The organism is Candidatus Zixiibacteriota bacterium, assembly GCA_014728145.1.
GTDB lineage: Bacteria > Zixibacteria > MSB-5A5 > JAABVY01 > JAABVY01 > WJMC01.
This window is the reverse complement of the sequence record WJMC01000062.1, coordinates 21,147-34,788: the sequence shown is the minus strand read 5'-3', so window position 1 is coordinate 34,788 and position 13,642 is coordinate 21,147. Positions and strand designations below refer to the sequence as shown.

The 13,642-nt window shown below is 50.3% G+C and carries 8 protein-coding genes; 5 read left to right on the top strand and 3 right to left on the bottom strand.

Going from position 1 to position 13,642, the window contains the following annotated elements:
- Positions 1 to 18 precede the first annotated feature (18 nt).
- Positions 19 to 3,813: a PQQ-binding-like beta-propeller repeat protein gene (locus GF404_03685; protein MBD3381281.1), complete on the bottom strand. Its 3,795-nt coding sequence runs from the start codon at positions 3,811 to 3,813 to the stop codon at positions 19 to 21.
- Between the two features lie 668 nt (positions 3,814 to 4,481).
- Here GF404_03685 and GF404_03680 point away from each other — a divergent pair.
- Positions 4,482 to 6,875 (top strand): AAA family ATPase, encoded by a 2,394-nt coding sequence (locus tag GF404_03680; protein ID MBD3381280.1) that lies wholly within the window; start codon positions 4,482 to 4,484, stop codon positions 6,873 to 6,875.
- Positions 6,876 to 6,885: 10 nt separating this feature from the next.
- Positions 6,886 to 7,551 carry a hypothetical protein gene (locus GF404_03675; protein ID MBD3381279.1) on the top strand — a complete coding sequence of 222 codons (666 nt, stop codon included), beginning with the start codon at positions 6,886 to 6,888 and terminating at the stop codon, positions 7,549 to 7,551.
- A gap of 50 nt (positions 7,552 to 7,601) precedes the next feature.
- Here the strand turns inward: GF404_03675 and GF404_03670 are convergent, their stop codons facing one another.
- Positions 7,602 to 8,117 (bottom strand): protease complex subunit PrcB family protein, encoded by a 516-nt coding sequence (locus tag GF404_03670; GenBank protein MBD3381278.1) that lies wholly within the window; start codon positions 8,115 to 8,117, stop codon positions 7,602 to 7,604.
- Between the two features lie 229 nt (positions 8,118 to 8,346).
- On the opposite strand from GF404_03670, the gene GF404_03665 reads away from it, so the two are divergent.
- Positions 8,347 to 9,726: a response regulator gene (locus tag GF404_03665; protein MBD3381277.1), complete on the top strand. Its 1,380-nt coding sequence runs from the start codon at positions 8,347 to 8,349 to the stop codon at positions 9,724 to 9,726.
- A 133-nt stretch (positions 9,727 to 9,859) separates the two neighbouring features.
- Here GF404_03665 and GF404_03660 read toward each other — a convergent pair whose 3' ends face one another.
- Entirely contained in the window at positions 9,860 to 11,572 is a 1,713-nt protein-coding gene (locus GF404_03660) for a S8 family serine peptidase (protein ID MBD3381276.1), read from the bottom strand.
- Between the two features lie 277 nt (positions 11,573 to 11,849).
- Between GF404_03660 and GF404_03655 the strand changes: the two genes are divergently transcribed.
- Positions 11,850 to 12,353: a prepilin-type N-terminal cleavage/methylation domain-containing protein gene (locus tag GF404_03655; protein MBD3381275.1), complete on the top strand. Its 504-nt coding sequence runs from the start codon at positions 11,850 to 11,852 to the stop codon at positions 12,351 to 12,353.
- A gap of 235 nt (positions 12,354 to 12,588) precedes the next feature.
- Positions 12,589 to 13,641, top strand: a complete 1,053-nt coding sequence (gene pilM / locus GF404_03650) for a type IV pilus assembly protein PilM (protein MBD3381274.1) — start codon at positions 12,589 to 12,591, stop codon at positions 13,639 to 13,641.
- Position 13,642: the final 1 nt, after the last annotated feature.

Genomic DNA, 13,642 nt, shown 5'->3' with positions numbered 1-13,642 from the left:
TCTATCGAAGGTATGCTATTACCTTACGATCCAGTCACCGATAGGCATGTCGCCACCCATAAACAGGTAGTTAAACAGGTAGTCAACATCAGCCTGATCGATACCAGCGACGCCGTCGACATCGCCGAGGTAGACGAACGGATACGGCGGGTTGCCACCGCAGTTCACATAGGAGTTCAGCAGGCAGAGGTCAACGATGTTAACGACATTGTCGTTATTGACATCGCCACGACCGAAGCCGGCGAACTTGTTAGCGAAGTTCATCACTTCAGCAATATCAGCCTGCGGGGAGGCAGCGTCGGTGAAGCCGAACATCACGAAACCGCCCTTGAAGGTCGCCTGGTTACCGGTGATAGTATTCGGAATCTTGCCACCGGTAATGATGGCGCTCATATCCTGACCCGGGTTGACACCCAGTTCGGTGCCAGGATAGTAGCAGTCTGTGAAGGCCGCGCATTCATCCACGGTGTTCCACAGGGAGTCGACGCAGATGTTATCATACACATACGGATCGTTGGCGATCTGGACGGAGTTGTAAGCGCCGGTCGTAGGATCACCAGCCGGGTAGATATTACCGGCCAGCGGAACAGTACCGATACCATACTGGAAGTTAGGAGCGGTATTGTCATAGATACGATAGGCACTCAGGCCGTCTTCGACCATACCCACACCGATGTTTGCCAGATATGAAGCGACATCCCAGTCAGCCCAGGCACCCCAGTAGAGGTCGGCCGGCAGAGGATCGTTGCCACGATTCTGCAGTTCGAAATAGGTGTAGGTGAAGTTGGCGAAGGCATCGTCAAAGCCACCGTAAGCGTTGATGGTCATTTCCATGCCGATGGTTGCGAACGGATCAAATTCGCCAGTGGTCTTGTCCTTGAGGGAGTCGATCCAGGTGGCGGAGAAGACATCACCGTTGACGACAACGGAACTGCCGTCAGAAGCGTACAGGTCTTCAGTCCAGGAGCCGGCAGTGCAAGCGCTGTTCGGCTCGAAGTGATTGATACCGTTACCGGCTTCTTCCTGCCACGCGATATGAGCTTCTTCATAAGCATAGAAGAAGGAGTGGTGATACAGGAAAGCCTCGTAATCATCGATCATGAAAGCGTCGGACGGGCTACCAGCATTATTCTGCCAACCAGCGTTGGTGAAATAAGAGGTGTTGGTGCCGGTACCGAAGTTCACATAACCGTCGCAGAAATCATAACCCTTGACCGCAACCACAGTGATGATTTCCTGCGGGTCGGCATGCGGATACGGAGAATCGTCTTCAGGATTGTAATCAGGATCATCAGTGTCAACCAGCACGTAGAACGGGTTGTTACCACGAGTCATCATGCTCGGGGTAAGGGTGAATTCCTGATTCAGCATAGCACCCGGAGCCAGAATGCCGGTTTCATCGCCAGCCGGAATGGTGACGAAGTCCGGAGCGCCCTGGGAAACATAACTGTCTCTGGACTTGTCCAGATTCAGAGCGAGGCCCTCGTCGAGAGTGGCTTCTCTGTTAACCATGCTGTTCTTGAGGTCCTGAGCATACTTGGTGAGGCCGCCGTTACCGGCAACATCAACCATCTTGGCACCATCATCGAGAGCGATGGTGTAGTTCATGTCAGCACTACCGATGTTCTCGAACAGATCGGTGGACCTGTACTGAGGATCGGGATCGAGGAATGAAACTGAAGGCAGAGTAACAGTCAGTTCAGGTACATTCAGACGCGGACGATCGGGACCGATGTCGAAGCAGAATACCTTACCATAGCCGTTGCCATAAGCGGAAGCGAAAGTCGTGGTAATAACATAGTCTTTGTCTGCGTATTCAGCAATAGCGTTACCGAGAACGTAATCGGAGAAGTGATACTTAAGTGCTACATCACCGGTATTCGGATTGATAATTCTCCACCAGCCGTCCAGGGTGTAACCGGCAAACAGATACGGGTCACAGGTAGCGGCCATGGAGTTATCCTGGATATCCCAGAAGAATCCGAAAGGATCATAGTAAGCATCATACATACCAGACCAGGTCAGGCTGCCACCGAAAGTAAACTGACGGGTGGAAGCGAGCGAGGCGTTGGTATTGAAATAATAGATCGAGGTTCCGGCAGGACCGCCACCGACGTTGATGGTCTCCCACGGATAGGGCATCAGGGTCGGGGTGACGTACTGCGGATCCATTGTCAGGTTCCAGCTGGGCCAAATCGGGGTCAGATCTGAAGCGTTCAGCTTCATCAAAAGACCTTCATTGACGCCATTGGTGCCCAGACCCATGCCTTCCGGCAGAGCGCCGTTGACATAGAGAGCATCTTCATCGGCACTGTAAACCGGACAGGTGAACCAGTACTCGGCAGTACCGGCCGCATCATCGTAACCACCCCAGGTTGCCAGAACGCTCATACCGCCGGCACCATCGCCAGCGCCGTCGAGCTTGTAGACCATAGCGTCGCCGGTTCCGGCGCCGCCATCGGATGTGGCCACAAAGATATCTGTGCCGTCAGTGCTCGGTGAGTAGAACATACCCAGAGGCAGAGTGCCATACCAGTAAGTACTACCATCGAGCTTGTTCAGGCCATAGGCAAAACCAAATGTGGTACCAAAGTACACATAATCACCGACGATAACCGATGTGCTGTACTTGGTCTCACCACTATACGCACCACCTTCGAGCGGATTACCGGTAGCCGGATGACGTACCCAGATGGTGTCACCAGTGAAAGCATCAGCGCAGACAAAACCCTGCTGGAATGATGCCGCACCGGTACCGAAATAGAGTTTGCCGTCTTCGAAAGTCGGTGTAACTCTGATGCTCTGAGCCGGGGACTGCATGAATGCAGCGTAATCAGTATTAGTAAGAGTGCTCCAGACCAGGGAGCCGGTATACAGGTCAAGGCAGACAAGCTGATCGTAGAAAGCTACATAAACCAGCTCATCAGCGATAATCGGGTGGCCCCAGGTAATATAGAAATCACCCTGGAACTCCCACAGTTTTCTAAAGTTGGTCAGGTCACCAAGGGTATTGGTGGTATAACCACTTCTGGCATAATCCTTCTGGAAAGTCGGCCATTCCTGATTACCAGGGCAGGAATAGGTCGGGATTTCACAGCAGATATGGGCAAGGATGCTGTAGTTAACAGCTTCGGTGCCACCGCAAGCGGACAGGAATACGCGGTAGCCATAAGCGGTGTAGTATGACAAACTGCGACCGGTAACTTCAGAAGTACATGAACCCGGAGAACTTCCACAGGTGGTCAGGTTTTCTTCACCCATGATGAGAAGCGGTGAATTGACATCAACCGGTTCAACATCGACAAAGACATCTTCGCCCTGGAAAGTAACTCCCGGAATGGTAACGTAGTTGGCGTTCGGATAGTAGACCAGGTCAGCGCTGTCAATTACAGTCTGGTACAGAGGAGTATTGAATTCATCCGGATAATCCGGGAAAGCCGGGTCCTCACCCCAGACGGTAACAACCACATCACCAGTCAACGGGTAGCCAAAGCCGGTACCATCATAGATGTAAAACGCGGCTTCATCCAGCGTGCACTGTTCAGCAGTAGTCGGACTGAAACGGACGCAGGCAGAAGTAAATTGACCACCGTAAGCATTGACATAAATGCTAAACGGGGCGCTGCACTGCCAATCCTGCCAATCGCAGGTATCCGCAGCAGGTTTCAGGGGAGTAACAGGCACAGATGGCACTTCGTCAAGTTTGAACACACCGCCTACCATGGATCCGTCCTTGAAGTCCGGTCCAGCAAAGGCCATGCTACCAATTAGAAAACTAAAGACAACTAATGCCATTAAGAGTTTTTTAATCATTTAGATTCCTCCTTAAAGACTAGGAAGATATTCTCGTCGTCAACTCCAAGCTGTCAGCTTTCAACCAGAAAGCGTTCTGACGCAACTCTTCAAGCGCCATAGTTCTTTTAGGCCGTGACATCGATTCTGTTCTTGTCTAGGGAGCGGAATCGATATCCTGAGTCGACAACTTGACTTTCCTAATTTACGGAGTCGGGATTCGCACCTGGCTTGCACTCGCTGCAATCCCGTGCTCTTCCCATTTGGCAAGTATTTCAAAGCTTTTCTGTAATTCTTTTATCGCCTCGTAATCCCCTATATGAGTACCTCCGTTAAACGGTTTAATTGAGGTAAATGCCACGTATACATTTAGTTAGTATGTATGAAAAAGAATTGAGGTAAAGAAAAGAAAAACGCCTGGATGTAATTGTACCAGCCAACCCATTACATTATTAGGGCATTTCCGTAACAATTAATTCAAGCAAAAGAAGAAGCATTGTTCGACTAACCGCAACCCAAGCCATCAAGTCGCAGTCAATCTGTTTTATCAAGCCGCCTTTATATTAACACTTTATTGAATTTTGTCAAGATTAAAATCGGAAAAAATCGCATATTTTCGCACTTTCTGTGACACCTAAAGTAATGAAAAATGATTGCCCGAAAGGCGATTTTGTGCTTTCTTTAAACCTATGATCCTGAATAAACTGTCTGTGGGCAATTTCAGAAAGTTCGCTGAACTCGAAATCAGTTTCCCGCCCGGAATAATCGGCGTGGTGGGACGCAACGGAGTCGGCAAATCCACCCTGCTGGAGATCATCGCCTGGCTATTCTACGGTAGCACGGCCCTGAAAACCAAAAATGAAGAGATCTACCCCGATTTTCTCGAATCCGGCCTCGAAACCCGAGCACGGCTCGATTTCAGCTTAAACTCAGGCGATTTTCGCATTGAACGTGGTTTCAAACCGCCAAACAAAAGCGAGGCAAAGCTTTATCTGGGTGATAAGTTGCTCTCCGAAGGCCCCCGTGAAGTCAGCGAACAGGTCCAGAAGCTGACCGGCCTGGATTTTAAGGCCTTCCAGACCTCGTTTTACACCCGCCAGAGCGAACTCAACCTCCTGACCGAACTCCGTCCGGCCGAACGGGGACAGCGCCTGGAGGAGATGCTCCGGCTGGATAAAATCAACCATATTATTAATAATAATATTAAGGGGGATCTGCGGCAGTTGGCCGGAGAAAAAGAAGCCCTCGACAGGTTTTTGGAAGGTCACGAAAACATCCGTCAAAAACTGGTCGAATGCTCTCAGGAAAGGGAGAGTCTGTCGTTACAGGTCAACGGCTTACAAGAAAAATCAACGAGCGGAGAGAAACGTCTCAAAGAGTTGCAGGCAGAATTTTCCGAACTGGATAAAAAGCGCGATGAGTTCCGCAACCTGAAAACTAAACTTGAGATCTCCACCCGGCAGGTTGAAAGCGATAAAAAGAGACTGGCTGAAATCAAAGAGGAGATCGAACAGATCGAGAAAAGCCGTAAACGTTATGAATTGCTCCGTAGTCAGACAGAATCTCTCGACAATCTCTCGCAAAAGCTGGAAAATCTTGAAGAACAAAGAGTTGCCTTCCAAAAGCTGTCCTCCCAAAAAGAGCGACAGAAAGCTCTCGAAGGGCGTCTGGAGCAGATCGAAGCCGACGGTAAGATTCTGGGCACAAAAATCGAAAGACTCGAACAGCAGACCAGTGATTATGATACTATTATTAATAATATAAAATCATTATCAGGGCAAAGAGATGAGCTGGCTGACCTGATCACTGAGCGGAAAGTGGCTTATAGCCGGACTGAAACTGAGTTGAAACGTCTCCGCAAGCAGTTGTCGGAGATAGAGAGGCTCGGCCCTGAGGCGGTCTGCAGTTTCTGCCTGAGGCCTTTTGCGGGTGAAAAAGATGAGATAGAAGCACATTTCGAACGCGAAATGAAAATCCTGCAGAAAAATGAGCAATCCGGCCGGACAGAACTGCAAGAGCACCAAAAAGAGTACAGAAAATTTACAGGGGATTTGAAATCCAGTGAGGAGAGGCGCCACAAGCTTGAACCGCTTCGCCGGGAACTCTCTGCGCGCCAGGGAGAAATCAACCAGATGAGGCAGGAGTTTTTACGCCTTAAAGCCGAAAAAGCGGAGCTGGACAGTAAGCTGGCGGAGGCTTCCGCGGTCGACTACGACCCCGAAAAGCACAAAAATATCAAACAAACCGTCAAGTCCATGGTCGAAAAGCGCCAGGAAGCTGACAGGCTCGCGGGCAGAATCGAAAAACTCGAGCCGATCAAAAAAACCGCTGAATATTTGTCATCTGAGATCGATACTATTAATAATAACATAGAGGATATCCAGCAGGCAATCGATCTGACCGGGTTCTCCGAAAAAGCATATCTCGAGCTTAAAAACAGTCTTGAAAAGCAATCCGACAGGCTGAGGGCCTGTGACCGTGAGCTTGCCGACGCGCTTGGTAACCTCAGGGCTTCTGAATCCAGACTCGAGCAGTTAAATATCAAACTGGAGGAGATTGAGCAGGCCCGCGTCCGTTCAAAACAGATTATAACCGACAAAATCTACCTGGACACCCTTAAACAGCTGCTGGGCGAATTAAAAATCGAGCTGGCCAAACGGATCCGGCCGACCCTGCGCAATATCGCCAGCGATCTTCTTGAAGTCATGTCGGATGGCAAGTTTACCGATCTCGAACTGGATGAGAACTACGATATCCAGATCCGCGACTTCGGAGAAATGCGGGAGCTGAAACGGTTTTCGGGGGGGGAACAGGATCTCGGCAATCTCAGCCTGCGGATGGCGATTTCACGGATGCTGGCGGAGTCATCGCGCTTGGAATCAGGTTTTTTAATACTGGACGAGGTCTTCGGAAGCCAGGATGTTTTCCGGCAGGAAAATATATTGAACGCGATCGCCGGCCTGCAGGATTTCTTCCAGCAGATCCTGATCGTGACTCATGTGGAAGACATCAAACAGTCGGTTTCGACTTTGATCACCATCGATGAAAACCCGGACGGGTCCAGTTCTGGCCGGATAGAATGAGGATTTTCTGATGAATTCAGCCCGAAAAAATCGCAGGTCGATCGCGCTCGCACTATTAGTACTGGCTGTCCTGGCAGTCTATTTTTACCTGCAGTTTAACGATGATCGCCCGGCTACGGGCGTCGATCCGTCGCCTGGAGTAGTCGCGGTCGAGATCATTGACGGCGACACATTCCGGGATTCAAATGATGAGACCATCCGTCTGCTCGGAATCGATACCCCCGAACGAGGTCAGCCGTTCTACTCCTCGGCCACCGTATTTTTAGACAGTCTGTTGTACGGCAGTGAGTTGCGCTATGAGTTCGACCATCGCAAGCGGGATCGTTACGGTCGCCTGCTGGCCTATGTTTTTGCCGATGGTGCCTTCGTCAACCGTGAACTGCTCAAGGCCGGGCTGGCGAGAGTGTATATCTTCCCTGAAGATATGAGGAAGCGTGAATACCGCCAGTTGTATATCGAGGATCAGTTCCATGCCCGTCACAACAAGTTCGGGATCTGGTCACTGCCGGCTCCGGCGCCTGCGGATCACTATATCGGCAATACCGCTACCTGGCGCTTTCACAGGCCCGGTTGCCGGTCCGCAGAAAATATTGAAACTGAAAACAGGATTATTAAAGCGACCCGTGAAGACTTCCTCGATATCGGCTTCTCTCCCTGCCGAAACTGCCAGCCATAAAAAACCCCGGCTTTGACCGGGGTTTGTGCTTGCCCAGTTTAATATTTTCCTTAACGAGGCCCGTCTTCAGCCGATCGGAAATCGAACTGGACCGGGAGATCGGTTTTATCCACGACCGCGATGAAAAATGGCTGGGTCGGGATATCGAAAATCTCTGAGGTGGAATCCGGAGAGGTGTTGGTCGTTGCCTGTACAATCAGGTTTTTGTCGGTGGCATAGATTGTATCGAGGTGAACCCAGTAACCGGTCGAGGGCATCTCGCCCATGAAAACCGCGACCAGCATCTCCTGCTCGAAATCGATCTCCGGTCTCTCGGGCATAATACTGATATTGGCGTGCAGGTCTCTCCAGAGGGTGTCAAACTCTGCTTCATTTTTGATTACCAGGTCCCCGCCTTCCTTGATCTCCGAATTGAAACCTTTCTTGAGGATTGTATAACGGATCATTTCAGAGTCAGACTGCTGATCCTCGGTCTTGCTTTCAGCAGTGGCCTCGTTGTCACCTCCCTGGCAGGCGCTGAATACTAACAGCAATGAAAGGCATATAGTGATAAGCTTGAAATACATCTTTCCTCCCGAAAATTGAATATTATTTACCTGTAAAGATAGTCCTATTTCTTAATAAATCAAGCAACAGATCGGGGCAAAAATATAAATTATTCTCGAGTATCAGCCCAGCCGGTCGAAACTGCGTAGAAGCTTGCCGGGCGGTTTAATAAATAATTTAGGTTCAAGATATCCTGTTTTTGTCGATAATAAACATGAGTCAATAGTCCCTGAAACAATCATCCAGAGGGTGAGTATGCCGTCAGTACTTGTAATCGACGACAAAGACTCGATCCGTAAAATGCTGTTGCAGACCCTTTCTGCCGAAGGGCATGAAGTCAACGCGGCGGCCAATGGTCTGGAGGGAATCGAGCTCTCGAAAAAACAGCGTTACGATGTTGTCCTGACCGACCTCAAGATGCCTGATATGGACGGTATCTCGGTACTGTCGGCGGTCAAGGAGGAGAATCCGGATGCTTCGGTGATCGTCATGACTGCCTATGGCACGATCGAAACTGCGGTGGAGGCGATGAAGCGGGGCGCGTTCGATTTTCTTACCAAACCGTTCGACACCGATCATCTCAATGTTATGATCAATCGGGCGGTGGAGAACCAGGAACTACGCAACGAGAACCTGCTTCTCAAGGAAGCTCTCAAGATGAATCTCGGAGAGGGAAAGATCATCGGCACCTCGCCCAAGATCAAAGATGTTCTCAAGCTGATCCAGAAAGTCGCAGGTTCGGACACCTCGGTGCTCCTGATCGGGGAATCTGGCACCGGCAAGGAACTCTTTGCGCGGGCGATCCACCAGGTTTCTCATCGGGCGGAAAAACCGTTTGTGGCTATAAATTCAGCCGCGATCCCGAGCGAGCTCCTGGAAAACGAGCTGTTTGGATCGGAAAAAGGCGCGTTTACATCCTCGCACGCCCGTCACGTGGGTAAGTTCGAGGTTGCCGACGGCGGTACTATTTTCCTGGATGAAATCGGGGATCTGCATATATCGCTTCAGGCTAAAATTCTCAGGGTTCTGCAGGAAAAGCAGTTCGAGAGACTGGGTGGAACCCAGACCGTTTCAGTCAATGTCAGGGTAGTCGCGGCTACCAACATGGACCTCCAGGATGCAATCGAGAAGAAGAAGTTCCGCGAGGATTTGTACTACCGCCTGTCGGTATTTCCGATCACTATTCCACCCCTGCGGGAACGTTACGAGGATATCCAGCCACTGGCGGAGTACTTCGTCGACCGATTCTGCAAGGAGATGAAGAAACCGGCTAAAAAGGTTTCCCGTGACGCTTTGAACCTGATGCAACGCTATCACTGGCCGGGCAATGTGCGCGAGCTCGAGAATACTGTCGAACGGGCTATCATCCTCTGCGAAGGCAAGCGGATCAAGCCGGAACATCTGGCAATCAGGATCCAGACACCTGAGGAAATTCGTCTCAGAGAAGGTGCCGGTCTGCGCGAGGTGGGGCAGCATGCGCAAATGCAAGCTGAACGCGCGCTTATAATCAGGGTGCTTTCGCAAACCCGTGGAAACAAGCGCAAAGCATCGGAAGCGTTAAAGATTGATTACACAACTTTATTCGAAAAGATAAAGAAATACAAGATCGATCCGAATAAGGAAATATAGGGATTAACTTCCCAACTAAAGAAGTTTTCAGGCTATGAGTAGAATCAGGTCGATTGTGAAATCCGCCTGATTTTTTTATTGGCAGAAAAAAGGCGGCTGAAAAGCCGCCTTAAGTTTTTAATTACGTACCAAGCTATTCTACATAACCCGGAGGCGGGGGAGAACCGGGCACGAAAATCCAGTTAATCAGGTAAGCCGCGTCGGATATATCCACTGCACCGTCATCGTTGGCATCACCTGCGTCAACCACAGGTTCCGGCGCGGGACCGCTCGCTAAAGTATAGTTGATAATATAGACAGCATCAGTGACATTGAATAACGAGTCGTAGTTGGCGTCTCCCTGCATATAATCCGGCGGTGGTTCGAATGTGTACTCGATCGCCGCGGTGACATCAATGATGCCCCAGCCATAAGTGTTGTTCGGGGTATCGGCATTATCTGCAGTCATCATCAAGGCCTCCCGCACCTGCATCACAGTCCAGTCCGGATGAGCCTGCATCACCTGGGCCGCCGCTCCGCCTACCAGAGGTGTCGACAGCGAGGTGCCGTTGACAGATGTGAAATATGAATCACTGTAACTTCCGGCACAATGGGTCGAGACCCCCCGGGCGCAAACTTCCGGTTTAATCCGGCCATCGGCGGTCGGTCCGCGTGATGAGAAATAGGCTATACTGCCCGAGGAATTGACCGCCCCGACAGTCAGGATGCTGTCGGCATCAGCAGGAGCGATCAAGGTCGAACTGCCGGATCCCTCGTTGCCGGCGGCATTGACCACCAGGATCCCCACCGAGGCGGCGTAGTCAGCTGCAATAGTCGTCACACAGGTGTTGCCGTCGAAATCGGACTGCTGGTACCAGTCGGTGTAGCCCAAAGAGGAAGAGACAATATCGACACCGATCGAGTCCACCCATTCGATTGCCGCAACCCAGTTATCCTCTTCGACCTCTGTCTCCGAACGCACATCCTCGGTTTTGCAGAGCACGAAGCGGGCATTAAACGCCGGGCCGTAATGGTTGTTGCTCAGGCCGCCACCGAGAGTCGACCAGGTGTAGGTACCATGATCCCAGGCCGAGGAATTGTCTTCCGGTTCATTGGAGGTTTCGCCGTCATCGAAGACGAAATCCCATTCTGCCTCCAGCCTGCCGGTCAGCATGATGAAACTGAAGACATTGTGGCTCTTGCGGAATCCCGTATCGAACATCGCCACCCAGACCTGGAGACCGGTGTAACCGCTGTCATGGGCTTCAATCGTGTTGATCTGTTCGAGTTGATCGTAAGAATCGCCGTAATTGTAGCTTCTCTGGCCCTGTTCCGAACCGCTCATATCCTGTGATGGTACAGGCTGTTCGACCGGATTGGGGCGCACATAAGTAGCCACCGGATCGATCTTGCGCACGAACGGAAGTTCAGCCACCTGTTCCAGTTTGTCGGGCGTGGTGGTGAAGCTGGCGGCGTTGATCCATCTGGAAACACGGCGCAGTTTCGGCCCTATCGCTTCGACCTGCTCGATGTAGGACTGCTCCACCGAAAGGTCATTTAAGCGGATCTCCATAACGTCGTTTTTGGCCCTGCGCTGGAGGGCTTTATCGGTCATCGCCTGCACCTGACGATCCGCCGCTTGTGCCAGTTGGTTTTCGTTAAAAATTCCCTTATCGGTAAAATAAACCCAGATTTTGACTTCACCATCATCCGCTTTCCGGGTCAGGTAATTTTCGGCCCGAACGGACAGAACCGGAGTCTCTTTATCCAGAATGAATTTATCCGGAAGCCTGTAATCAGCTCCAGCCAGATTGCCACAAAAGGTGATAAAAATTGTCGCGATAATTACAAAAGAATTAATTTTCATGCCCTTCAACTCCTTTCAGGGGAAGCGGTAAGTATAGCCATAAAATAGTATTTTACACTGATTTGTCAATAGATTTCAGCTATGGGATTTCTCCCATACCTTGTTGTGAAAAATCGAAAAAACAGCCGGATTTGGCAAGGTTTTGAATATCTGTCAAACTTCTGGTTAACCATATAATCGCATGAACTGCAATATCTTGAGGTATGTAATTAGTGGAAAGCTATAATTCTGGCACAGACTTTGCGATAAACTCGGGTAAACAATTCAAAACGGACAGATGCCTATGAAGAAAGTACATCGAAAAAACGGGTTTACATTAATCGAGATGCTGACGGTGATGGTCATGATCGGCATAATCGCCGCTCTGGCGATGCCAAATTTCGATAACGCGGTCAAGAAGGTGCGATTCAAATCGGCCTCTAATACGGTCTTAGCCGGTCTTCGAATGGCCCGTTCCAACGCTGTCGCCAAAAAGATTCAGCATGGCGTCAATATAGATGCCACCGGCAATGTCATGACCGTCTTCCGGGATGAGGTTTCACCGGGCAATTTCACATTCGATGCCGGTGATTCCGTCATTTTCCAGGACACATTGGTGCAGGGTATGCAGTCTCTGATGACGACTTTTACCGATGACAACATCTTTTTCTTCCCGGATGGACGCGCGTCGTCCTCGGGCAATGTCACCGGTTCGGCTTACTGGGACGGGTTGCAGGCCTCCATGCAGATTTCGGTTCTGGCCGCGACAGGCCGTGTAAGGCTCGATTCATTAGTGTATTAGCTCAGTTTCAATTCAGCTTTCCCTCCTTTGCTCTCGATGCAGAAACGCCCCCCGTTTCATGGGGGGTGTTTTTTTTCGAAAAGCTCAATAAAAAAATTAATTTTTTCAAAAGTGAGACGATAATAAAACTGTAGCCTGAGAAAGAGTTAGTTTAGAGTATGGTTTTACACCTATGGGGATAGCCCCCCATAACGACTTAACAGAATGAAATAAACACTTAAATGGGATAGGATTTATGCTGTTCCCATCCAAGAATGCCGTAGTCACCGGCCTCGATATCGGAGCTTCTTCAATCAAGATGATAAAGCTTGAGTCCCGGGCCGGAAACTATGCCGTGAAAGCCATGGGTGTGCGTGACCTGCCGGTTGAAGCTCTGGTCGCCGAAGAGATCAAGGATCGTGATTCAATTGTCTTCAATCTGCAGTCTTTGATCGAACAGACCGATGCAAAGGCCAAGCATGTGGTGATCTCGATTTCGGGCCATGGTGTGATCACGGATCGAATTACCATCGAACGCAAAACCGGGGCCGAGGCGGAACAGGCAATCCTGTTCGAAGCCGAACAGCGTTCGCCGTTTGATGTCGAAGATGTTACCCTGGATTATTATGTCATCGACGTCAACGAGGAAACCAACAAGATGGATGTCCTTTTGGTGGCGGCCCGCAACGAGTTTCTGAACAACATCCTGGAGATCATCAATGACGCCGGGCTTAAACCGGTTATTGTTGACACCGACGCCTTCGCGATTCTGAACTCCTACGAACTCAACTATGAAATCGATCCCGACCGTGTTACCGCACTCGTGAATATAGGCTACGATACTACCAATATCACTTTCATTAAGGACGGCAAGTACCACAGCACCCGCGATATCGCCGCGGGCGGACGACTGGTTTTCGATGCTATCCAGAAGGAATTCAGGCTCAACCAGGAACTAACCCACAAGGCTATTCGCGGTGAGATGGAGGCCTCGATCGACCAGGATATGCTCAAGGCTACGATTATCACATCCACCGAAGAACTTCTGACCGGACTCGAACTCGGTTTCTCGTATTTTAAATCGGTTACAAAGGTGCCCAATATCGACTGGATCATCCTTTCCGGCGGAGGTGCCCTGATTCCGTATCTGCCGGAATTCGTGCAAACCAAGCTCAATATCCCGATCGAGATTGCTAACCCGCTTCGGAACATTGAATACGATCCGGATATGTTCAGCTCCATTCAGCCGGAAAAGATCGCACCGCTTCTGTCGGTGGCTATAGGGCTGGCAGCCAGAAAGGTGAAATAGG